At 34.0% G+C, this 22,355-nt stretch carries 21 protein-coding genes; 15 read left to right on the top strand and 6 right to left on the bottom strand.

The features are described 5' to 3' along the window. Positions 1 to 57 precede the first annotated feature (57 nt). From ilvB to HJ01_RS14360, 12 genes are all read left to right on the top strand, one after another. A complete protein-coding gene (gene ilvB / locus HJ01_RS14415) occupies positions 58 to 1,752 on the top strand; it encodes a biosynthetic-type acetolactate synthase large subunit (RefSeq protein ID WP_007139208.1) in 1,695 nt (564 codons plus the stop codon). Between the two features lie 5 nt (positions 1,753 to 1,757). After that, positions 1,758 to 2,291: an acetolactate synthase small subunit gene (ilvN, locus tag HJ01_RS14410; protein WP_007139207.1), complete on the top strand. Its 534-nt coding sequence runs from the start codon at positions 1,758 to 1,760 to the stop codon at positions 2,289 to 2,291. Positions 2,292 to 2,295: 4 nt separating this feature from the next. Next, a complete protein-coding gene (ilvC, locus tag HJ01_RS14405; RefSeq protein ID WP_007139206.1) occupies positions 2,296 to 3,765 on the top strand; it encodes a ketol-acid reductoisomerase in 1,470 nt (489 codons plus the stop codon). A gap of 499 nt (positions 3,766 to 4,264) precedes the next feature. Continuing rightward, on the top strand, positions 4,265 to 6,172 hold the full coding sequence (acs, locus tag HJ01_RS14400) for an acetate--CoA ligase (protein ID WP_007139205.1): 1,908 nt from the start codon (positions 4,265 to 4,267) through the stop codon (positions 6,170 to 6,172). A 245-nt stretch (positions 6,173 to 6,417) separates the two neighbouring features. Next, on the top strand, positions 6,418 to 7,692 hold the full coding sequence (locus HJ01_RS14395) for a mechanosensitive ion channel family protein (protein WP_007139204.1): 1,275 nt from the start codon (positions 6,418 to 6,420) through the stop codon (positions 7,690 to 7,692). Positions 7,693 to 7,817: 125 nt separating this feature from the next. Then, positions 7,818 to 8,942 (top strand): NAD(P)/FAD-dependent oxidoreductase, encoded by a 1,125-nt coding sequence (locus HJ01_RS14390; protein ID WP_007139203.1) that lies wholly within the window; start codon positions 7,818 to 7,820, stop codon positions 8,940 to 8,942. A 6-nt stretch (positions 8,943 to 8,948) separates the two neighbouring features. Next, complete coding sequence (locus tag HJ01_RS14385; RefSeq protein ID WP_007139202.1) at positions 8,949 to 9,662, top strand: methyltransferase domain-containing protein; 714 nt, start codon at positions 8,949 to 8,951, stop codon at positions 9,660 to 9,662. Further along, positions 9,659 to 10,711 carry a type III polyketide synthase gene (locus tag HJ01_RS14380; RefSeq protein WP_040474018.1) on the top strand — a complete coding sequence of 351 codons (1,053 nt, stop codon included), beginning with the start codon at positions 9,659 to 9,661 and terminating at the stop codon, positions 10,709 to 10,711. Before HJ01_RS14385 ends, HJ01_RS14380 begins: the two co-directional genes overlap by 4 nt. 25 nt (positions 10,712 to 10,736) lie before the next feature. Beyond that, the gene (locus HJ01_RS14375) at positions 10,737 to 11,168 is read left to right on the top strand and encodes a 3-hydroxyacyl-ACP dehydratase FabZ family protein (protein WP_007139200.1); all 432 of its coding nucleotides are present in this window, start codon (positions 10,737 to 10,739) and stop codon (positions 11,166 to 11,168) included. Between the two features lie 54 nt (positions 11,169 to 11,222). After that, positions 11,223 to 12,497 carry a beta-ketoacyl-[acyl-carrier-protein] synthase family protein gene (locus HJ01_RS14370; protein ID WP_007139199.1) on the top strand — a complete coding sequence of 425 codons (1,275 nt, stop codon included), beginning with the start codon at positions 11,223 to 11,225 and terminating at the stop codon, positions 12,495 to 12,497. 20 nt (positions 12,498 to 12,517) lie between these two features. Then, complete coding sequence (locus tag HJ01_RS14365; protein ID WP_007139198.1) at positions 12,518 to 12,772, top strand: acyl carrier protein; 255 nt, start codon at positions 12,518 to 12,520, stop codon at positions 12,770 to 12,772. Beyond that, positions 12,769 to 13,257, top strand: a complete 489-nt coding sequence (locus HJ01_RS14360; protein WP_007139197.1) for a 4'-phosphopantetheinyl transferase superfamily protein — start codon at positions 12,769 to 12,771, stop codon at positions 13,255 to 13,257. The genes HJ01_RS14365 and HJ01_RS14360 overlap by 4 nt, the downstream gene beginning before the upstream one ends. Positions 13,258 to 13,264: 7 nt before the next feature. Here HJ01_RS14360 and HJ01_RS14355 read toward each other — a convergent pair whose 3' ends face one another. After that, a complete protein-coding gene (locus HJ01_RS14355; RefSeq protein ID WP_007139196.1) occupies positions 13,265 to 13,861 on the bottom strand; it encodes a PolC-type DNA polymerase III in 597 nt (198 codons plus the stop codon). A 2-nt stretch (positions 13,862 to 13,863) separates the two neighbouring features. After that, positions 13,864 to 15,780: a DUF294 nucleotidyltransferase-like domain-containing protein gene (locus HJ01_RS14350; RefSeq protein WP_007139195.1), complete on the bottom strand. Its 1,917-nt coding sequence runs from the start codon at positions 15,778 to 15,780 to the stop codon at positions 13,864 to 13,866. Between the two features lie 339 nt (positions 15,781 to 16,119). Here HJ01_RS14350 and HJ01_RS14345 point away from each other — a divergent pair, with 339 nt between their 5' ends. Further along, complete coding sequence (locus HJ01_RS14345; protein WP_007139194.1) at positions 16,120 to 16,482, top strand: DUF2237 family protein; 363 nt, start codon at positions 16,120 to 16,122, stop codon at positions 16,480 to 16,482. On the opposite strand, the gene HJ01_RS14340 is transcribed toward HJ01_RS14345, so the two are convergent. The 3 genes from HJ01_RS14340 to HJ01_RS14330 all read right to left on the bottom strand — a co-directional run bounded on the left by HJ01_RS14340 (position 16,475) and on the right by HJ01_RS14330 (position 19,691). Beyond that, on the bottom strand, positions 16,475 to 17,707 hold the full coding sequence (locus HJ01_RS14340) for an FAD-dependent oxidoreductase (protein WP_007139193.1): 1,233 nt from the start codon (positions 17,705 to 17,707) through the stop codon (positions 16,475 to 16,477). The genes HJ01_RS14345 and HJ01_RS14340 overlap by 8 nt on opposite strands. A 303-nt stretch (positions 17,708 to 18,010) precedes the next feature. Further along, positions 18,011 to 19,378 carry an NAD-dependent succinate-semialdehyde dehydrogenase gene (locus tag HJ01_RS14335; protein ID WP_007139192.1) on the bottom strand — a complete coding sequence of 456 codons (1,368 nt, stop codon included), beginning with the start codon at positions 19,376 to 19,378 and terminating at the stop codon, positions 18,011 to 18,013. Positions 19,379 to 19,406: 28 nt separating this feature from the next. Continuing rightward, positions 19,407 to 19,691: a hypothetical protein gene (locus HJ01_RS14330; protein ID WP_040474002.1), complete on the bottom strand. Its 285-nt coding sequence runs from the start codon at positions 19,689 to 19,691 to the stop codon at positions 19,407 to 19,409. A 308-nt stretch (positions 19,692 to 19,999) separates the two neighbouring features. Between HJ01_RS14330 and HJ01_RS14325 the strand changes: the two genes are divergently transcribed. Beyond that, positions 20,000 to 20,830, top strand: coding sequence for an alpha/beta hydrolase family protein (locus HJ01_RS14325; RefSeq protein ID WP_007139190.1), 831 nt, complete (start codon positions 20,000 to 20,002; stop codon positions 20,828 to 20,830). Positions 20,831 to 21,254: 424 nt separating this feature from the next. Further along, a complete protein-coding gene (locus HJ01_RS14320; RefSeq protein ID WP_007139189.1) occupies positions 21,255 to 21,701 on the top strand; it encodes a peptidylprolyl isomerase in 447 nt (148 codons plus the stop codon). Positions 21,702 to 22,046: 345 nt separating this feature from the next. Here the strand turns inward: HJ01_RS14320 and HJ01_RS14315 are convergent, their stop codons facing one another. Beyond that, positions 22,047 to 22,232: a hypothetical protein gene (locus HJ01_RS14315; RefSeq protein ID WP_007139188.1), complete on the bottom strand. Its 186-nt coding sequence runs from the start codon at positions 22,230 to 22,232 to the stop codon at positions 22,047 to 22,049. Positions 22,233 to 22,355: the final 123 nt, after the last annotated feature.

Below are 22,355 nucleotides of genomic sequence, written 5' to 3'. Positions count from 1 at the left end.
TATTTAGATGGATCTTGGATTCCCTTTTGCTCTTTTAAAATAATATATATATAACCAATGGAAACAAATAAAATATCTGGTGCAGAAGCCGTTATTAGATGCTTATTAGAAGAAGGTGTAGATTTGGTTTATGGCTACCCTGGTGGGGCTATAATGCCTGTTTATGATGAATTATATAAATTTAAAGATCAATTACAGCATGTATTAGTGCGCCACGAACAAGGTGCAACGCATGCAGCTCAAGGATTTGCAAGAGCGACCGGAAAAGTGGGAGTTGCAATTGCTACATCAGGTCCAGGAGCAACTAACCTAGTCACAGGTATTGCTGATGCTCAAATCGATTCAACTCCCATGGTTTGTATTACAGGTCAGGTTGGAAAACATTTACTGGGTTCTGATGCATTTCAAGAAACAGATATTATTGGAATTTCGACTCCGGTAACCAAATGGAATTACCAGATTACAGAAGCTTCTGAGATTCCAGAAATCATGGCAAAAGCATTTTATATTGCAAGATCAGGTCGTCCAGGTCCAGTTTTAGTAGATATTACTAAAAATGCGCAGTTTGACGAATTAGAGTTCAGTTATAAAAAATGTACAGGAATCAGAAGTTATATTCCTAAACCAACGCTAAACCATGATAAAATTAAGGAAGCGGCAGAATTGATTAATAATGCTAAAAAACCATTTATAGTATTTGGTCAAGGAATCATTTTGGGTCAGGCAGAAGCAGAACTAAAAGCATTAGTTGAAAAATCAGGAATTCCTGCTGCTTGGACTATTTTAGGACTTTCAGCATTGCCTACAGATCATGAATTAAACGTAGGTATGTTAGGAATGCACGGGAACTACGGGCCAAATGTTTTGACTAACGAATGTGATGTGTTGATTGCACTTGGGATGCGTTTTGACGATCGTGTTACAGGTAATTTAGCTACTTATGCTAAACAGGCTAAGGTAATTCACTTTGAAATTGACTCAGCAGAAATTGACAAAAATGTAAAAACAACAGTAGCTGTTTTAGCCGATGTAAAAGAATCCCTAACAGCTTTGCTTCCGTTTATCGAAAGTAAATCACATGAATCTTGGCACAACGAATTCAAAGAATTATATCAAGTTGAATTGGATTCTGTTATTAATGATGAGTTAAAACCCAAGAAAGAAGGAATTTCTATGGGAGAAACTATTGAAATGATAAACAAACATTCAAAAGGAGATGCTATTATGGTATCTGATGTGGGACAACACCAAATGTTCACTTGTCGTTATGCCAAATTTAATTCTTCAAAAAGTAATGTTACTTCTGGAGGCTTAGGAACAATGGGATTTGCGTTACCAGCAGCTATAGGAGCTAAGATGGGAATGCCAGAAAGAGAAGTTGTCGCTATCATTGGTGATGGTGGATTCCAAATGACAATTCAGGAATTGGGTACTATTTTTCAAACAAAGGTTCCAGTAAAAATTGTGGTTCTAAACAACGAGTTCTTGGGGATGGTACGTCAATGGCAACAATTGTTTTTTGATAAACGATATGCATCGACGGAGATGACCAATCCAAATTTCTGTGCCATAGCAGAAGGTTATTATATTAAAGCTAAGAAAGTAATAAAAAGAGAAGATTTAGATGCTGCTGTTGCCGAAATGATGGCTTCAAAAGAATCCTATTTTCTGGAAGTTATGGTAGAGAAAGAAAACAATGTATTCCCAATGATTCCAACAGGAGCTTCAGTTTCTGACATCAGATTAAGTTAATATTTATGGAAAATCAAACATTCACTATTTCTGTTTACTCAGAAAACAACGTTGGCTTACTAAATAGAATATCAGGTATATTCTTAAAACGTCACATCAACATACTCAGTTTAAATGTTTCAGAATCAGAAATCGAAAACGTTTCTAGGTTTGTAATTGTAGTGCATACAACTGAAAAATGGGTACAAAATATTGTAGGTCAAATCGAGAAACAAATTGAAGTTATCAAAGCTTTTTATCATATAGATGACGAGACTATCTTCTTGGAAAATGCTTTATTTAAAATAGAATCAGGTTTGTTATTTGACGAAAAACAAATTCAAAACATAATTAAAGAAAGCAACTCCGAAATAGTTACTGTTTCCAGAGACTTTTTTGTTATTTCTAAATCCGGAAGGCGTTCGGAAATAGAAGAATTATATCAAAATTTAAAAACTTTCGGAATCATGCAGTTTGTCCGTTCCGGAAGAATATCAGTTTCCAAAGAAAAGATGGAAATTTCAGCATTATTAGAAGAATTAAAAAATAAACAAATATAACACGATGGCAAATTATTTCAATTCATTACCACTTAGATTACAATTAGAACAATTAGGCGTTTGCGAATTCATGGATCAAACAGAATTCACAAATGGAATAGCAGCTTTAAAAGGAAAAAAAGTAGTTATAGTAGGTTGTGGAGCGCAAGGACTTAACCAAGGTTTGAACATGAGAGATTCAGGTTTAGATATTTCATACGCATTGCGTGCAGAAGCAATTGCTCAAAAAAGAGCTTCTTTCATGAATGCTGCTGATAATGGTTTCAATGTGGGGACATATGAGGAATTAATCCCAACTGCTGATTTAGTTTGTAATCTTACTCCAGATAAACAACATACTGCTGTTGTAACTGCGATCATGCCACTAATGAAACAAGGTTCAACTTTAGCTTATTCTCATGGTTTTAATATCGTAGAGGAAGGAATGCAAATCCGTAAGGACATTACTGTTATTATGTGTGCTCCTAAATGTCCTGGATCAGAAGTTCGTGAGGAGTATAAAAGAGGTTTTGGTGTACCAACATTAATTGCTGTGCACCCAGAAAATGATCCAAATAACGAAGGATTCGAGCAAGCAAAAGCATACGCGGTTGCTACTGGAGGCCATAAAGCAGGAGTTTTAAATTCTTCTTTTGTTGCTGAAGTAAAATCGGATTTAATGGGAGAGCAAACTATTCTTTGCGGAATGTTGCAAACAGGATCTATTTTATGTTTTGACAAAATGGTTGAAAAAGGAATTGAACCTGCCTATGCTTCGAAATTAATTCAATATGGTTGGGAAACTATTACTGAAGCTTTGAAACATGGTGGAATTACAAATATGATGGATCGTTTGTCTAATCCTTCAAAAATTGAAGCGTATAGATTAGCTGATGAGCTTAAAGACATCATGCGTCCGTTGTTTCAAAAACATATGGATGACATTATCTCTGGAGAATTCTCTAGAAATATGATGATTGACTGGGCTAACGACGATTTTAATTTATTGACTTGGAGAGCAGCTACTGCAGAAACAAATTTCGAAAAAACAGCTCCAACAGAAGCAGCAATTTCAGAGCAAGAATATTTTGACAATGGAGTTTTAATGATCGCAATGGTAAAAGCGGGTGTAGAATTAGCTTTTGAAACTATGACAGAGTCTGGAATTATTGAAGAGTCTGCCTATTATGAATCATTACATGAATTGCCTCTAATTGCAAATACGGTAGCAAGAAAAAAATTGTATGAAATGAACAGAATCATTTCGGATACAGCTGAATATGGTTGTTACTTATTTGATCATGCTTGTAAACCATTATTAACGGATTTCATGAAATCAGTTGAAACTAACATTATTGGTAAACCATTTTCAACAGCAAATGGAGTTGACAATGCAGTACTTATTGCTGTTAATAAAACTATTCGTCAGCATCCAATTGAAGAGGTGGGGACTTGGTTAAGAGAGTCTATGACAGCAATGAAAAAAATAGGATAGATTAAATTTAGGAATTACCACACATGATAGTGTGTTGAGATTTGCGCTGTATCAATTGTTTTTCTACTATTTTGGATTAGTAAACAACATATTAAACTTGATAATCTATATGGTCGCATATTACATTCACTTAGCTTCATACGAGCATGAACGTTAAGTGAAGTAATTCCTTTAATAATAATGGAAGTATATTGTTGTGTTATTAATTACTAATCATAGAATGTTAATGACTTTAAAAGTATTTGCTGGTATAGTAGATATTCTACTACTATTTTATTAATTGTTATAATTATTGTTAATTTAAAAAGACGTGGGAGTTTATCTTCCCCGTCTTTTTTATTTTTATAGTACTATAGTTTTGTTTAAATTAGTTTGATAATGTGGAATAATTACAAATAAGCGTGATTTTGTGATAAATGTTTAATTTTTCATGCTAATTTATAAAACAAAACACTTTTGGAATCGAGAGAGATTTAATACATTTATAAAAAAAAATCGGATGAGTTACTATAAGATAGAAAATCTAGAGCAATACTTCAAACATTACAACAAATCTGTGCGTGAACCCCGAAAATTTTGGGGTAAGATTGCTGAAGAGAACTTTACTTGGTATCAACAGTGGGATAAAGTTGTAGATTTCAATATGGCTGATGCTGAGATAAAATGGTTTACTGAAGCAAAAGTAAATATGGCCAAAAACTGTATCGACAGGCATTTGAATAAAAGAGGGGAGAAAACTGCTATTATTTTCGAACCAAATGACCCAACTGAACAAGCATTACATATTACATATAATGATTTGCATCAACGCGTTTGCAAAATGGCCAATGTTTTACGTGAGCAAGGAATAGAAAAAGGAGATAGAGTTTGTATTTATTTACCTATGATTCCTGAACTTGCCGTTTCAATGTTAGCTTGTGCTAGAATTGGAGCAATCCATTCCGTGGTTTTTGCAGGCTTTTCTGCCTCAGCAGTAGCAACTCGAATTCTTGATAGCGACTGTAAAATGGTCATCACGTCTGATGGCGGATACCGTGGTAACAAGACGATAGAGCTAAAGTCAATCATTGATGAGGCATTGGAAAAATGTCCGTCAGTTAGTTCGGTTTTAGTTGTAAAAAGAACCAACACTGAAATAACCATGAAGCAAGATAGAGATATCTGGTTGCAACCTTTATTAGATGGAGCTTCAGATAATAGTGTAGCTGAAATAATGGATTCTGAAGATCCATTATTTATTCTTTATACTTCTGGTTCCACTGGAAAACCTAAGGGTATGGTACATACTACTGCAGGATATATGGTTTATTCTGCCTATACATTCAAAAATGTTTTCAATTACGAAGAAAATGACATTTTTTGGTGTACCGCTGATATTGGTTGGATAACAGGACATTCCTACATACTATATGGTCCATTATTAAATGGTGCGACTACTGTTATATTCGAGGGGGTTCCTTCTTATCCTGATTTTAGCCGCTTTTGGGAAATTATAGAAAAGCATAAGGTTAGCCAGTTTTATACCGCTCCAACCGCAATTCGTGCATTAGCCAAAGAAAACTTGGAATACATTCAAAAACACCATTTGAAAACATTAAAAGTTATAGGTTCTGTGGGTGAACCCATCAATGAAGAAGCTTGGCATTGGTACAATGATAATGTGGGTACAAAAAAATGCCCTATAGTTGATACTTGGTGGCAAACAGAAACAGGAGGTATCATGATTTCGCCCTTAGCATTTATCACTCCTACAAAACCGACCTATGCTACGTTGCCCTTGCCTGGAGTTCAACCCGTGTTGATGGATGATAAGGGTATTGAAATTGAAAGAAATCAAGAGGTAGGAAGTTTGTGTATTGCATTCCCATGGCCAGGAATAGCAAGAACTATTTGGGGCAATCACCAACGGTATAAAGACACCTACTTTTCAGCTTTTCCAGGAAAATTTTTTACTGGTGATGGTGCTTTACGTGATGAAGTAGGTTACTACAGAATTACAGGTCGTGTAGATGATGTCGTAATTGTATCAGGACATAATTTAGGTACTGCTCCAATCGAGGATGCAATTAATGAGCATCCTGCAGTTGCAGAAAGTGCCATTGTTGGTTTTCCTCATGATGTGAAAGGAAAGGCCTTGTATGGTTATGTTATTTTGAAAGAAACAGGCGAGATTAGAAATAAAGAAAACCTATTTAAAGAGATAAACCAACACATTTCAGATCACGTTGGTCCGATAGCTAAATTGGACAAAATACAATATGTTTCTGGCTTGCCAAAAACACGTTCTGGTAAAATCATGCGTCGCATACTTAGAAAAATTGCAGAAGGTGACTTTTCAAATTTTGGGGACACGTCCACTCTGTTAAACCCAGAGATCATAGAAGAAATAATTGCTGGTAAACATTAGAATACCATTTTATAACGAAAAGGGAGACTTGTAGTATCCCTTTTTAGTTCAAAACCCTTTCGAAAATTAAATTTCGAAAGGGTTTTTTAATTTAAAAACTTATTAATCAGACTGATATAAGTCATTTAAATCAAAAATAACACATATAGATAAATATTGTAGATGTTAATGTAAGCACAATAAGGACCTAGTCTTAGACTGCTTAGATTAGGAAACTTATATTTACAAATAAAGGTAAATTTCCTATGATTCAAATTGAAAAAAAATATAACATCGCGCTTTGGTTGGATAAATGGTTTATTGAAGATTTTGGTTTAGATCCAATGCTCGCTTTGTATTTAAAACTTTTGACACTTATTTTAGTATTATTTATAATTTGCCTTTTGTCTTATTATTTAACCAAAATAGTCATTGTTAACTTTGTTCATAAGATTTTTTTAAAGACAAAAGTAGTTTGGGACGATGTCTTAGTTGAGAAAAGAGTTTTTGAAAAAATGGCTTATTTGATACCTGCTTTCATAATTGTTTTAGTTGCTCCATATATCTTTGGAGATTTTCCAAAAGTTATTGAGTATGCTATTTTTCTATCCAATATTTTTATAATTATTGTGATAATTCGTTCTACTATTACTTTATTATCAGTCTTTGATGAAATTCTATCCCATATCGTAATATTAGCAGACAAACCTATTACCACTTACATCCAAGTACTTAAAATTGGAGTCTATTTTATTGGAGGGATTCTAGTTTTGTCTTTAATTTTAGGAAAAAGTCCTTTCTACTTTCTAGGTGCAATGGGAGCTATGACTGCTATTTTACTTTTAATTTTTAAAGATACCATTTTGGGCTTTGTCGCCAGCATTCAAATGTCCGTCTATGATATGGTGCGAGTAGGTGACTGGATTTCGATGCCAAAATATGATGCAGATGGAGATGTTATGTCAATCAATTTAAACACAGTAAAAGTTCAAAATTGGGATAAAACGATTACTACTATACCCACTTATGCCTTCATTACAGACTCTTTCAAAAACTGGCGTGGTATGAATGATTCTGGTGGAAGACGAATTAAGAGAGCTGTTTATTTAAAGGTAAGTAGTTTTAAGTTTTGTGATGAAAAAATGCTCTCACAATTCAAAAAATACAAACTAATTGAAGACTACATTATTGAAAAAGAAAATGATGTTCAGAAATTCAATTCTAAAATGTTTGATAATGAAATAGATTCTGTAAATAATCGAAGGATGACTAATATAGGTGTTTTTAGAATTTATGCCGAAAAATATATTATGGCTCATCCCAATATTAATGGAGAAATGACCTTAATGGTTAGGCAGTTAGAATCAACCTCGAAAGGATTACCACTAGAGATTTATTGTTTTAGTTCCGAAAGAGAATGGGTAAAATATGAGCGCATTGTTTCTGATATATTCGATCATCTATATACCATTACTTCTGAATTTGAACTTGAGGTGTTCGAAGAACCCACAGGAAATGACTTTAGAAGTTTGATTAGATAATTAGACTTATTGCGTTTACAGCAACAGATGCTCCAATCTTATTATTGGAAAATAAATACTTTACTTACATTTTTTATGAAGTGTTATAACCATAATGTCAAACTAATCCATAAATTTACTTCCATATGAGAGATAAAAAAGTAATAATTATTGGAGGAGGCTTAGCTGGATTGACTTCAGCTATACATTTATCTAAATTAGGACTTCAAGTGACGGTTATTGAAAAGAATAGTTATCCAAAACATAAAGTATGTGGAGAATACATCTCCAATGAGGTTTTGCCCTATTTTAAATGGTTAGATTTAAAAGTCTCTGAATTGGAGCCAACTGATATTAGCAAATTACAATTTTCAACCTTAAATGGAAAAGTAATTAATACTGATTTATCACTAGGAGGATTCGGAATAAGCCGCTATGCTTTGGATCTTTTTTTATATAAAAAAGCTATGGCTAATGGCTGCGCGATAGTGCAAGATACAGTCGAAAAGATAGTTTTTGACAATGATAGGTTTACCGTAACCACATCAAATAACACGATACTTGAATCCGAGATTGTTATAGGGGCTTTTGGGAAACGTTCTAACATAGATCAAAATTTAAGTAGAGACTTTATTCAAAAAAAATCGTCATGGTTGGCTGTAAAAGCACATTACAGCGGCGATTTTCCAAATGATTTGGTAGGCCTACACAATTTTAAAGGAGGATACTGCGGGGTTTCTAAAGTTGAGAATAATAAAATAAATATTTGTTATCTGGCAGACTACGATACCTTCAAGCAATATAAAAATATAGAGGAATATCAAGATAAGGTAGTTTCTATGAACCCTCATATGAAGACCGTTTTTGACAATTCCACTTTGCTTTTTGAAAAGCCGATTACGATAAGTCAAATTTCCTTCAGCAAAAAAGAAACTGTAGAAAATCATATCCTCATGATAGGAGATACCGCAGGATTAATTCACCCTTTGTGTGGAAATGGAATGGCGATGGCTATACATAGCGCTAAAATTGTTTCTGAATTGATTGGAGACTATTTTAATGGTTCAATTCAATCCAGAGAGGAACTAGAAAGAAGATACTTTAAGGAATGGAATCTGAACTTTAATAAAAGATTAAAAATGGGAAGGCTATTAGCAAAAATATTACACAAACAGAATTTATCTGGAGTGCTATTGCGTATATTAGTCCTATTCCCTTTTCTATTGCCTATCATTATAAAAAAGACGCACGGAAAACCCATTATACACTAACGCTAAATGTTTTTAAATACCAAATACAGAACGGATAAACCCGAAATCATGGATGATTTTGCCATGGAAGGCGAAATTTTACGTGAGGCATTGGATAAAATCGCCAAAATAAATCAGCTTTTGGGAGGAAACAAGCTAACTTTACTTGGAGTGAAAGCTTTGATAGCTGACGTTCCTAGTAACACTGAAATCACGATTGTTGATGTAGGTTGTGGTAATGGCGATATGTTAAGGAGTCTTGCAGATTACGGAGCGATAAATAACTTAAAGTTTAATTTAATCGGAATTGATGCCAATAATTTCACTAGTACGCATGCTAAAAAACTATCGGAGAATTATCCAAATATATCTTACAGATGTGAAGATATATTTGATAAACCTTTTAGAGAGTTGAAGTATGATATCGTATTATGCACCTTAACATTACATCATTTTAAGGAGACTGAAATTCTAGATATAATGAATGTATTTTACACAAACGCTTCTCGTGGGGTTGTTATTAACGATCTGCAAAGAAGCAGTTTAGCTTACCGATTATTTCAGTCATTATGTTTTGTTTTTCAACTAAACGCAATGTCCCGTGAAGATGGTTTAATCTCTATTTTAAGAGGGTTTAAAAAGGACGATTTAACTGATTTTTCAAAAAAATTAAATTTCAGCAACTATACCATTAAATGGAAATGGGCTTTCCGTTACCAATGGATAATTTCAAAAATATGAGTGTAAAAATACATACCGTAACAAAACAACTACCCAAATATTCAAGAACGACAGAGGAAATCATTCCGTTTTTGGATGCTTGGCTGGAAGGGCAGGACGAGCGATTTATCAGGAAAGTAAAAAAAATATTTGAAGGGGCAGCAGTTGACAAACGCTACTCCATTATGGATCCAATTGAAGTTTTTACAAAAACTTCATTTGAGGAAAGAAATGATATCTATATCCGTGAGGTTATTGATTTGGGCGAAAAAGTACTTCAAAAAGCATTGGTAAAATCAAAATGGAAACCAGAAGATTTAGATTACATTATTACCGTAAGCTGTACCGGAATAATGATTCCTTCGTTAGATGCCTATTTGATAAATAAATTAAAACTACGTCAGGATATTGTGCGACTTCCCGTTACTGAAATGGGTTGTGCGGCGGGAATTTCAGGTATAATTTATGCCAAGAACTTTCTGCAAGCCAATCCGGGTAAACGTGCCGCAATAATTGCCGTCGAAAGTCCCACTGCAACATTTCAGCTTAACGATTTCTCTATGGCTAATATAGTTAGTGCTGCCATTTTTGGTGATGGTGCCGCTTGTGTGCTGCTTTCGTCACATGAAGATGACGAAGGACCTGAAGTATTAGCCGAAGAAATGTATCATTTTTATGATAATGAACACATGATGGGTTTTAAACTCACAAATTCAGGTTTGCAAATGATTTTAGACATTGAGGTTCCAGACACGATAGCTTCTCATTTTCCGGCGATCATTCATCCTTTTTTGAAAAAGAATAACTTAACGATTGAAAATATTGATCATTTAATATTTCACCCAGGAGGAAAAAAAATAGTGCAAACAGTTGAAGCTTTATTCTCTGATTTAGGTAAAAATATCGATCATACAAAAGAAGTACTGCGTTTGTACGGAAACATGTCTAGTGCTACAGTGCTGTATGTTTTAGAACGATTTATGGACGATAAACCTGCCAAAGGAGAAAAAGCTTTAATGTTAAGTTTTGGACCCGGATTTTCGGCTCAAAGAGTTTTATTGCAGTTTTAGAAGCCAAAATTCAACTATCAACACGATGACACATCAGGAAATCATATCAAAATTACCATATTCCAAACCATTTTTGTTTGTTGATGAACTAACCGAAATTAATGAAAACGGCGTGAAGGGCAGTTTTACTTTCAATGAAAATTTAGATTTTTATACAGGACATTTTAAAGAGCATCCTGTGACACCTGGCGTTATTTTGACAGAAGTTATGGCCCAAATTGGTTTAGTATGCCTAGGGATTTATTTATTAGACAATACATTTAACAAAAACACTTCAATTGCCTTAACATCAACGTCTATTGAATTTATTAAAGCTGTTTTTCCAAATGAAAAAGTTACAGTTGTTTCAGAGAAAATATACTTTCGATTTGGGAAGTTAAAATGCAGTGTAAAGATGATCAATGAAAAAGATGATGTTGTTTGTATGGGAGAAATTGCGGGGATGATGATTAATTAAATAAAAGTAGTCACAACTAATTTTTAGGTTTCTTAATCTTTAAAAAGACAAAAAATGAATAGGAGAGTGGTAATCACAGGACTTGGCGTTGTCGCTCCAAATGGAGTAGGACTCGATGCGTTTACTATAGCCATAAGAAATGGAATTTCAGGAATCAAAAAAGATCCTGAATTGCAAAGATTACAGTTTTCCTGTCAGATTTCAGGAAAACCGGAAATTTCAAATGAAGACTCTTTAAAATATTTTACTGAGCTGGAACTTCGCAATTTTAATTCCTCTGGGATTTTATACGGTGTGGTTGCAGGAATGGACGCATGGAAAGACGCAGGCTTATCTGTAGGAATCACTGATGAACCAGATTGGGACAGTGGAACCATTTTTGGAACAGGTACTTCTGGAATTGATAAATTTCGCGAAAGCATCTATAAAATTGACGATTTACAAACCCGTAGATTAGGAAGTACCGCCGTAGCTCAAACTATGAATAGTGGAGTAAGCGCTTATATAGGAGGAAAATTAGGTTTGGGAAATCAAGTTACGACCAATTCCTCTGCCTGTACAACGGGTGCCGAAAGTATTCTAATGTCATACGAACGCATAAAATCAGGGCAGGCCAAACGGATGTTAGCAGGTAGCACTAGCGATAGTGGACCTTATATATGGGGAGGATTTGATGCGATGCGAGTGTGCACCTTTAAACACAATGATACGCCGGAACAAGCTTCAAGACCAATGAGTGTTAGTGCCTCTGGTTTTGTTCCAGGAAGCGGAGCAGGGGCTTTGGTACTGGAAGATCTGGAAACAGCTTTGGCTCGTGGAGCTCGAATCTATGCGGAAGTATTAGGAGGAAACATCAATTCGGGTGGACAACGTGGTTTAGGAACCATGACTGCGCCAAACCCAACTGCCGTTAAAAAATGTATTAAAAGCGCAGTAGAGAATGCTGGAATTGAAGCTAATGCTATTGATGCAATTAATGGGCATCTAACTGCCACATCAAAAGACAGCTTAGAAATCCAGAACTGGAGCGAAGCTTTGAGTAGAAAAGGAATTGATTTTCCCTATATAAACTCATTAAAATCAATGGTAGGTCATTGCCTATCTGCTGCTGGTAGTATTGAAACCGTAGCTGCAGTGCTACAATTGCATCAAGGGTTTGTATTTCCTAATATAAATTGTGAGGATTTGCATCCCGATATTAGCAGTGTAATTGATGCCTCAAAAATACCGAAGAAATTAATTGAAACAGAATTGAATATTATCGCAAAAGCCAGTTTTGGTTTTGGTGACGTCAATGGCTGTGTAATTTTAAAGAAATATACCTCCTAAATAAAAAAATAAAATAAAAAATGAACAGAGAAGAGACATTAGAGCAATTAAAAGAAATAATTAAGCCCTACACAAACAATGAGTTGGCCTTTGACAATTTCACGGCAGACACCGACTTTATTGCTGATTTGAATATTAATTCAGCCAATTTAGTAGACATCATTTTAGATGTAGAAGATGCTTTTAAAATTCATATCGATAATGAGTCGATGGAAAAAATGCTTGATGTAAAATCAACATTAGAAATTATTGAAACCAAACTTTCTGAAAAATGATCGGAAACGATATTGTCGATTTGGCTTTAGCAAAGAAAGAAAGCAATTGGAAACGAACTGGTTTTTTAGAGAAAATTTTCACCAGTAAAGAGCAAGTGCTAATTTCGAATTCAGAAAATCCGGAAATAATGGTCTGGAATCTCTGGAGTAGGAAGGAAGCTGCCTATAAAATCTACAATAGACAAACAGGAATCCGTGGCTATATACCCATACAATTAGAATGTAATTATGAGAATGCGGATTCTGGTTCTGTTCATTGTAATGGGAATATTTATTACACTAAAACAGAAATTACAAAAGAAAAAATATCTACAATTGCAGTTAGCCAAAAATCTGACCTTAAAGAAATAAAAGAACTTAAATCAACGGTGGAAATTCATAAAAAAAACGGCATTCCCTATATAAACGACATCAACAATGCTTCAAAGCCTGTTTCCATAAGTCATCACGGGCGTTTTATTTCTAGGGTAAGTATAATAGATTAAAGAATATTTAATTAATTCCCAATCTTGACTTTAATTTCAAGAATAACAAAGAAGCTTTGTAAGCATCTTCTGAAGCGGAAATCCTTTCACTTTTAGGAATTTTATAAATCTCAGATAGCTCATCTAAAGAAAATTTCTTATCAGTAATATCATGTAGTTTTCTATGCATGATATCAATATCCAAAGCCTCATTTTTAAGTCGACCACAATTCATTCTTTCTAATGCGGCATTAATCATCTCAACATGATCATCTATATGATGCCCTACTAATATTGCATTCCCAATAAATTCAACTAATTCAACAATAGCATCAGGTTCTCCTAATTTTTTCATTTTGCTCTCAATAATAAATGTATTGGAAAGCTTGTTGTCATGGAGGAATTTATATTGCAATAAAACGGTCTCAAAACTATCTCCAATAAGTATGCTGTCATCTAGTATGGCAAAAGCTCCTATAGAGTAAATAACATCTTTAGAGAAGTTTAAACCAGAATTTTGAGTAGATAAAATGACAAAGCGCTTCGATTTTTTATCGAATTTAGAAAGATAGTTTTTCCAGAATTCAGGAAACTCTTTATTGATGTGTTTTAACCAGTCTAGCATAACTATGAAAATTGAGTCAGTTGAAATTTGCTTTTTATTAATTCCTCCAATTCTTTCATTGGTAACAGCGCATTTTTTAGCTTTTCTTTATCGATTTTTGATAATTCTTCCAAATTTATGTACTGTCCTGAGTTCTCATTTTTGAGCCCCTCTAAGGTTCTAAATTTTGACAATGTCAAAAAGGCCTCTGCACAGTTCAGGTATATTTCAGAGTGTTTAGGATCAGAAATAGTTAATTGTTTGAATCGAACATAGGTATTGTTAATACCTTTTAGATCAAAATACAAAGTAAATAATCGAGCACCATCAACAAGTGGCATTATAGCACGGGTCTTAATATCAAACATATTTTTATAAAGCCCTTCTTCCTCTACATTGAAATTTTTGAAAAAAGTCAAAGGCGAATGTTTTCTTAAAGCATCGTTCCCTAAATAGTCAAAGAATAAAGTGTTATTTTTTACATTTTTAAAAACTACGGTACTAATCGCGTCTTCGAGTTTTTGGTCCCCAAAAATAAGTTCATAGTCAAAGAAAATACTACTTACATTATTATTCTTTTCACCTGGAGCTTTCATCCAACTGTCATATTGTTTAATCCAATCAGTCAATGATTTACACCAAATCATATTGCTTGCCATATGACCATTTGGACATAATTCATAACCTACTTTTTCAAGAGTCAAAGTCGTCCTTTTTCCTAAAGTAAGGAAATAGTCTTTAACATCCCTATATTTCTCATCTGCTACATCCTCAAATACTAAAATACTATCTTGATCTGTTAGTAATAACTGCTCTTTTCTTCCTTGACTTCCAATACTTAGCCAAGCAAATCGAGCAGGAGGTGAGCCCAAATCTAAAATTGATAATTCAATTGCACGTTTTAAAATGGCAAAATTGATTTCACTTGTTATATTACTGATATGGGTAAGAGGAATATTTTTTTGAATAGACGTTTGAACAAGATTTGTTAAACGTACTCGGATCTGTTTCAATTCACTTGCACTTTGGGAACGCTTTATTTCCTTGATCAAAACGCCTGGATTACTAGCTTGCGCAATGATCAAGTCATGTTCAGAAATTACCCCTTTTACCTCAGTTGTATCTGTACCGTCAATTGTGACACATAAATGGGTCACATTATTTTTCAACATCAAAAGTTGGGCTTCTGCTAAGGAAACATTTTCCAAAACCGTTATTACAGGCTTGGACATGATTTTATCGACAGAAACTGTAACAGGAAATCTCCCTGTAGCAATTTTAGATGACATATCAGTATCAGTGACAATTCCCAGCGGAATATTATTCTCACATACTATAGTGCTGTTAAATCGAGTTTCAGCCATCAATTGCGCCACATCTTTTACAATGCTGCCTGCATTAGTTATCAACGGATTGGTATTATATGATAGCGATTGGAAAAATTGCATTTCAGATTGTTGATCAGTATAGAATACCGAATCAGAAATTATATTTCCTCGTAAATTTTCACTGTCTTTAGAATTAGGTGTATTGTTTGCAAAATTCTCCAGCAAGAAGTTTAAAACCTCCGCATTATTAGCCAAAAAGGGTCTGAAAACTGCTATGGGAATAGCATAAACAATGCTTTCTTCCCGAGCTTTCGCTGTCATTCTGTAATTATTTTTTGCGAAAAAAGGGCGTAAACCAAAAAGAGCACCTACGTGACATTTGTTTAAAATAGTTTCTTCGGCATCAGCAATGATGGATAAATCGATAACTCCTGAAGCCACAACGTAAAAGCTATCATGCACTAGATCATTTATTTGAAATAAAGCTTTGTGCTTTTGCAAATTTACTACACGAATATTCACAGCAATTTCGGATAACTCTTGAATCGTCAAATGATCAAATGGTGAGTATTCTTTTAAAAAATCCGCAATATGCTCTGCAATTGAATTCATGTTTTCTTTGATAATATTTTCAGTAAAAATAATAAAATAAACATTTATAACAGAATCATATTTGTTGTAAAATTTCAGATTTGTGAAAAATGTAGTTTTGGAAGTATTTGATAAGCACAAAAGTAATTATGGGTTGGTAGCAATCGTTATTCGACGACAAATCAACAATGGTATATTTTGTATTTTAAGTATAATAAGGGATTTATGATAAATTCTATTTTACATAATATAAATTATAGTGCAAAATACGATGTATTACATTTTAGAGCTGAGTAGCCATTTTATCGCAATATTCCAATAATCAAGCTATCTTTGCTAAAAACTAAAATTCATAAAGTTATGAATGCTTCATTAGATGTTTACGGAAATCCCCTAGAAAACTGCTCCTGCGATCCAATGACTGGATATTTACGTGATGGATTTTGCAATACCATTTCAGCAGATTCTGGAACTCATGTTGTTTGTGCTATTGTGACAAATGAGTTTCTAGAGTATTCCTTAAAAAAAGGAAATGATCTAATCACTCCAAAACCACAATGGGATTTCCCTGGATTAAAAGCTGGCGATAAATGGTGTTTATGTATTTCTCGCTGGAAAGAAGCTGAAAAAGCTACTGTTGCTCCAAAAATAGATTTGAATGCAACTCATCAATTAGCACTGGAATATGTATCATTAGAATTGTTACAACAGTATTCTATTTAAAACGCTCAGCAATTAATTTAGCTACAGTTTCGCCGCTTGTCATAGCTGCATTTAAAGATCCATTTAGCTGTGTATCTCCGGCTAGATAAATATTATCCGAAAATTTAAATTTATCTAAACTACCATTGTAATCAACATGTTCTAAATCTGGTAAAGCTTTTTTTATAATGTAACGCTTTATAAAACGCTTCGCAACAATACCGCAATTGTTTTCCAACTCGGTTCTAACTTTATTTATTAAGTCCACTTCATCTAAATTATGATTCTTAACGATTGTTACCGAAAGTACTTCTGCTTTGGATGTGTTGCTATTCGCAATACTTGTTGTGTAAAAAATATTATTGCTTAACGCATCAGGGTCTGCTAGCAAACCTATAATTGGTTTTTTTAAGGTATTCTGCTCTACTTCGAAATAAAGATTATCACAGGATTTCCAAATAATAGGCTTTTTTAAATCTACTAATTTAGAAGAATCAGTGGCAATTATAATAATATCAGATGTAATAACGGAATCATCTTCTAAAACGATACGCTTATCTTCTACTATTTTTACTTTAGTATTAAATTTAAATATAGTTTTAGTTAGTCGCGCTTTTAACTGATTAGGAATGGCCTGAATACCATCTTTTGGAATAACTGCTAAACCTTCACCAAACATTTTGTATGTAAACTCAAACATAGCGCTTGAGGTACATAATTTAGTTTCTAAAAAGATACCGGTAAAGAAAGGTTTGAAAAAGTTTTCAATAATACGATCTGAAAAACCTTTGTTTTTTAAGTATTGTAGTGTGGTCAATTGTTCAGCAGAAAAAATAGCTTCTGTAGATTTGTTTTTAAGCTCTAAATTCAGCTTAAAAATAGCTAGTTTGTCCTTTATTGAACCAACATTAGCCAAAATTGTTGGCACCAAAAGTGAAAAATCTCGGAGCGGATCACCAATTAATGTTGTTTTTCCGTTTTTATAAATTACGGCTCCTGGCATTAATTTTTGGAGTTCTAACGTTTTATAATTTAGATATTTCTTCGCTTTTGGATAAGCTTCTAGTAGTACCTGAAATCCATGATCTAACTGAAATCCGTCAACAATATCTGTTTTAACACGACCACCAACACGATCACTAGCCTCAACAACTGTGGGATGAAAGCCTAATTTTTCTAGTTCTATAGCAGTTATTAATCCACTAATTCCTGCTCCAACTATTGTGATTTTCGTATTTATATCCATGTTTTTTGTCTTCAGTCTAAAGCAAAGATAACACCATTAATTTTATTTTAAAGCCTTTAAAACTTGTCGGTTTAAAATAATCCCAAAATAGGTTTTCACCGATTTTTACAAGGGATTATAGAAGAGTAAATAATATATGTTTTTTGTAAGTTACACCATGTATGTTGATAAAACAGAGAGAACCACGGGGAAATTTAACCACATAGAATCATAGAAAAAAAGACCAATTCTTGGTTAATCACAACTATGTCTCTATGTGGAAAAAAAAATCTTTTAAATTATGGGCATTATAAAAATCCCTGTTTACTTAATCCATATTGTTTTAGTATTCACAAATTCGCGGATTCCATAAACCGCTAATTCTCTTCCGTATCCACTATTTTTCACACCGCCAAAAGGCAATCTTGGATCAGAAACCACTAATTTATTTACAAAACTACTACCCGCTTCTAATTGTCGTGCCAGCCTTTCCCCTCTTTCATTGTTTCCTGTAAATACACCAGAACCCAAACCAAATTGAGAATTATTAGCTAATTCAATAGCGTGCGCATCATCCTTAGCCCGAATTACAGAGGCCACAGGACCGAATAACTCATTGTCAAAACCTTCCATTCCTGGTTCTAAATCAGCAAGAATAGTAGCTGGATAGTATGCCCCATTAGTATCGGGAATTTCCCCTCCTAAAACTAATCTTCCTCCTTGCGCAATCGTTTTTAGAACTTGCTCATGCAGTTCATCACGCAAATCTTTTCTTGCCATTGGTCCGTAATAGGAATCTTCAGCAGTAGGTTCGCCCATTTTTGCGGCTTTCATTTTCTTGGTAAATAAGGCTAAAAATTCAGCATAAATAGCATCAAGTACCACAAATCGTTTTGCTGCGATACAGGTTTGTCCATTGTTTTGCAATCTTCCAAATGTTGCCAAATCAGTGGCTTCTTCCATATCTACATCATCCAGAATAATATAGGCATCGCTCCCTCCTAGTTCCATTACGGTTTTCTTAAGATTCTGTCCTGCTATCGAAGCCACAGAACGACCTGCAGGATCGCTTCCTGTTAAGGTTACCGCAACTATATTCTTGTCTTCAATAACATCTTTTACCAGTTTGGAGTCAATATTCAAGTTGGTAAAAGCTCCTTCTGGAAATCCGGCTTTAGTAAAAGCTTCTTCTAGAGCAAAGGCACAACCTTGCACGTTAGAAGCATGTTTTAAAACGCCTGTATTTCCTACCATCAGAGCTGGAGCGGCAAACCGAATTGCCTGATAGAACGGAAAATTCCAAGGCATAACGGCTAAAACTACACCGATGGGCTGAAAAGTGACATAACTTTTTGTAGCCTCCGTTTTTACGATTTTGTCTGCCAATAAACCTTTGGAATTATCTGCATAGTACCGACATACCAATGCACATTTTTCAATTTCTTTACGGGATTGACCGATAGTTTTCCCCATTTCTCTAGTCGCTAGCTGCGCGTATTCTTCCTTATTCTCATCTAGAACATCCGCTAATTTGTGCATCAGTTGAGCTCGTTCCTCGTACGCCTTTTGTTTCCAGCTTTCGTACGCCTTTCTTGATTGAGCAATTTTATCTTTTACTTCATTTACCGAAAGACGATTGTATTCTGCTATTTTTTCTCCCGTTGCCGGATTTATAGTTGTAGTACTTGCCATTATTTTTATTTTTGAGTTCCATTGAACGTTACTTATTATAAAGCATAAAAATAAATAAACGCAGTTCAATAAAAGAATGCGTTATGATAATTAATTGCCAAATTTTATCATTTGTTATTAAATGATTCTCCTCATGCATCATATCTTTTGGTTTTAAAAAGAGATTGACATAATTCTTAGGGTGCTCCTTTTTTAGGAGCATAATAAGATGTTTTATAAGGGACGTTCCCTCCTGCTGTACGCTATATTCCCCATTAACAAAACTTCGGCTAGAAAAGCCTTGTTTTTCTAAATGGGGAGATGCCGCTGCCATCAGGGCTATTTATAATTAGTCCTTTTCAAAATAACGAGAGCAAAAGAAAAATCACTCCAAACGAGCAGCTTGTTTTTACTGAATATAAACTCATAGTAGTTGATTTACTATCTTTATGGCTTTAGACTGGTAATTTTTCGGACTATAGTATATTTTGGATAGGACTACCCTATTTTTGTAAACAGATGTATTTATTAAATGAGCATGACTATAAATTTGTCGGAAATACAAATGAAAATACGCGACCCGCGCTTGCGAATAGGCGAAGCAATTACATATTACCGTCAAAAAACAATAAATACCTACATATGAAACAGCAAGGGATATACACTGGCGCCGAAGGGAAACTAGCGAGCTATGACATTAACTATACAGCAAACCAAAAGCGACCTCTACTTGTATTTTGCCATGGATTTAACGGATTTAAGGATTGGGGTGCATTCAACTTGATGTCAGATTTCTTTGTACAAAATGGATTTCAGTTTATAAAACTCAATTTTTCTCACAACGGAACCTCTCCGGAACATCCTATGGATTTTGTAGATTTAGAAGCCTTTGGTAACAATAATTTCGAAAAAGAGCTCGAAGATATCGAGGCTTTGTTACTGAATCTCAAAAAGGAAAGTTTTGCAGACTGCTTAAATTTTGAGAAACTATTTTTTATTGGGCATTCTAAAGGTGGAGCAACAGCCCTAGCCTACACTTTGTCACATAGAGAAATTAGTGCTTGTGCTACTTTAGCAGCAGTTTTAGACCCAGTAGCTCGCTATGGAAAAGAGAACGATAAACTATGGAAAGAAAACGGAGTGAAATTTATCCTGAATGGTAGAACCAAACAAAAAATGCCGCTGTATCATCAATTGGTCGAAAATACAAAGAAAATAAAAGCTCAATTAGATCTCCGAAATTTACTGAAATCAGATAAACGAAAATTTCTTTTTATCCAAGGCGGAAAAGACGAAGCGGTTCCCGTTACAGAAGTAAACTTAGTGAAAAATCTCCCCAATTGTACCGTTTCTATTATCGAAGATGCCAATCATGTTTTTGGCGCATCACATCCTTATACAAATTCTGATTTACCAGATGATTTACAAAATGCATTGATCCAAATCTCAAATTTCTTTGAATCGGTCAAATAACTTAATTTATTTGATTTTTGATAGTACTTGTTTTCCTATTCAACAGTTCGAAGAGCTGGTATTGGTCAAATACGCTTTATCCATAAACATGTCAATACAAAAATCAAGGATTGCATCAGGTAGCGATAAACAAATTAGATTCAAGTAGCAAACGACCAATAGAATTCAATACTGTATCTTTATGCATGACAGAACTACCGTTTTAAGCTAAATGCTCTGAAAAAGCGCAAAAACCATGTTTTTTACTCGTTTTCAGTATATTTTAAGGTAAAATCTATACTTTTTTTGATGATTTAAAAGTTTTCTTTGTTGCTGGGACTCTTTGGCTTGGTTTTGGCGGTCAGTAGAGATATATGTTTAAACTAAAATATTTGCTGCGTAAAAATTATGCGAAGAATGTTTTTTAAAATTAAAAAATAAAACTATGAGTCAAGTTAAAGAGAATAACACGGTTAAAGTACACTACACTGGAAAATTATCTGATGGACAGGTTTTTGATAGTTCTGAAGGAAAAGAGCCGTTAGAATTTACTTTAGGACAAGGACGTTTAATTCCAGGTTTTGAAAAAGGCTTAATCGATATGAAATTGAATGAGAAAAAAACAATCACAATTGCTTCTGATGAAGCATATGGTGCTGTTAGAGAAGATTTGATACAAGAGGTTGCAAAAAGCGAACTTCCACAAGAAATCACTCCAGAAGTTGGAATGGGACTTGTTTCTAAAGCTCCTGATGGACAAGAAATGAATTTACTTGTTGCTGAAGTAAGAGAAGAAAGCATTGTATTAGATGGAAATCATCCTTTAGCAGGAAAAGATCTAACTTTTGACCTTGAAGTGGTTGAAATTAAAGATGCAGTGGTAATTGAATAATACCGTTTACCTAGCTTACATAATAAAAAACCTGACAGCTTTACTGTCAGGTTTTTTTGTGCAAAAAATGCCTACTTATTTTTTTAGACAGGTAGCACCGCTGTAAGCTAAATAGATTTTTAGACCCTTTTTTGCTATCTCCATATTTGTAGTATGAGGCTGCACATAATTTCCGCTAAATTCCAGTCGTATCGATCAAAATTAGTAGTATTCCTGTTCCCTTCATTAAACATTAAGCCATCGCTTTCACTTTATTTGTTGCTTTGTCATGCTATTGCAGGATTTAGAAGCCGCTATCGTTGTGTACAAAAAATTCCATATCCGAGCAATTAGACTAAATTAATCTCAATCTTGCGAATTCACTTTTCTTTCTGTACTTATTTGAGAAGATAATCCAGCTATTATAACCACAGCAGTAAGCAAAATAGTAGCTTTTCCATTTTTCTCATCGAATAAGATAATGCTTCCTACTACCCATAAACAAATAGAAAGTAATCCTATAATTTTCACAGTATTAGATGTTTTTTTCATTGTTTGTTTTTTTTTATATTATTTCAGCGCAATCCTTTTTTTTCGAGCTACAACAAATATAGAAACTAGAGTTTTAAATAACATTCGATGCAATATCATCCGACGATTTTTTCCCTAATTAAT

This window comes from Flavobacterium frigoris PS1, from assembly GCF_000252125.1.
GTDB classification, from domain to species: Bacteria; Bacteroidota; Bacteroidia; order Flavobacteriales; family Flavobacteriaceae; genus Flavobacterium; species Flavobacterium frigoris_A.
Note: the sequence above shows the minus strand (reverse complement) of the source record. Positions and strands in the feature narration are given on the sequence as shown.

What these genes read in the sequence shown, in the direction of transcription:
- acs (WP_007139205.1), top strand. Translation starts at nt 4,265, where the DNA reads ATGAGTTACTATAAGATAGAAAATCTAGAGCAATACTTCAAACATTAC.
- HJ01_RS14380 (WP_040474018.1), top strand. Translation starts at nt 9,659, where the DNA reads ATGAGTGTAAAAATACATACCGTAACAAAACAACTACCCAAATATTCA.
- ilvB (WP_007139208.1), top strand. Translation starts at nt 58, where the DNA reads ATGGAAACAAATAAAATATCTGGTGCAGAAGCCGTTATTAGATGCTTA.
- HJ01_RS14385 (WP_007139202.1), top strand. Translation starts at nt 8,949, where the DNA reads ATGTTTTTAAATACCAAATACAGAACGGATAAACCCGAAATCATGGAT.
- HJ01_RS14390 (WP_007139203.1), top strand. Translation starts at nt 7,818, where the DNA reads ATGAGAGATAAAAAAGTAATAATTATTGGAGGAGGCTTAGCTGGATTG.
- HJ01_RS14365 (WP_007139198.1), top strand. Translation starts at nt 12,518, where the DNA reads ATGAACAGAGAAGAGACATTAGAGCAATTAAAAGAAATAATTAAGCCC.
- HJ01_RS14345 (WP_007139194.1), top strand. Translation starts at nt 16,120, where the DNA reads ATGAATGCTTCATTAGATGTTTACGGAAATCCCCTAGAAAACTGCTCC.
- HJ01_RS14375 (WP_007139200.1), top strand. Translation starts at nt 10,737, where the DNA reads ATGACACATCAGGAAATCATATCAAAATTACCATATTCCAAACCATTT.
- HJ01_RS14355 (WP_007139196.1), bottom strand. Translation starts at nt 13,861, where the DNA reads ATGCTAGACTGGTTAAAACACATCAATAAAGAGTTTCCTGAATTCTGG.
- ilvC (WP_007139206.1), top strand. Translation starts at nt 2,296, where the DNA reads ATGGCAAATTATTTCAATTCATTACCACTTAGATTACAATTAGAACAA.
- HJ01_RS14395 (WP_007139204.1), top strand. Translation starts at nt 6,418, where the DNA reads ATGATTCAAATTGAAAAAAAATATAACATCGCGCTTTGGTTGGATAAA.
- HJ01_RS14315 (WP_007139188.1), bottom strand. Translation starts at nt 22,232, where the DNA reads ATGAAAAAAACATCTAATACTGTGAAAATTATAGGATTACTTTCTATT.
- HJ01_RS14370 (WP_007139199.1), top strand. Translation starts at nt 11,223, where the DNA reads ATGAATAGGAGAGTGGTAATCACAGGACTTGGCGTTGTCGCTCCAAAT.
- HJ01_RS14335 (WP_007139192.1), bottom strand. Translation starts at nt 19,378, where the DNA reads ATGGCAAGTACTACAACTATAAATCCGGCAACGGGAGAAAAAATAGCA.
- HJ01_RS14330 (WP_040474002.1), bottom strand. Translation starts at nt 19,691, where the DNA reads ATGGCAGCGGCATCTCCCCATTTAGAAAAACAAGGCTTTTCTAGCCGA.
- HJ01_RS14340 (WP_007139193.1), bottom strand. Translation starts at nt 17,707, where the DNA reads ATGGATATAAATACGAAAATCACAATAGTTGGAGCAGGAATTAGTGGA.
- HJ01_RS14320 (WP_007139189.1), top strand. Translation starts at nt 21,255, where the DNA reads ATGAGTCAAGTTAAAGAGAATAACACGGTTAAAGTACACTACACTGGA.
- ilvN (WP_007139207.1), top strand. Translation starts at nt 1,758, where the DNA reads ATGGAAAATCAAACATTCACTATTTCTGTTTACTCAGAAAACAACGTT.
- HJ01_RS14360 (WP_007139197.1), top strand. Translation starts at nt 12,769, where the DNA reads ATGATCGGAAACGATATTGTCGATTTGGCTTTAGCAAAGAAAGAAAGC.
- HJ01_RS14325 (WP_007139190.1), top strand. Translation starts at nt 20,000, where the DNA reads ATGAAACAGCAAGGGATATACACTGGCGCCGAAGGGAAACTAGCGAGC.
- HJ01_RS14350 (WP_007139195.1), bottom strand. Translation starts at nt 15,780, where the DNA reads ATGAATTCAATTGCAGAGCATATTGCGGATTTTTTAAAAGAATACTCA.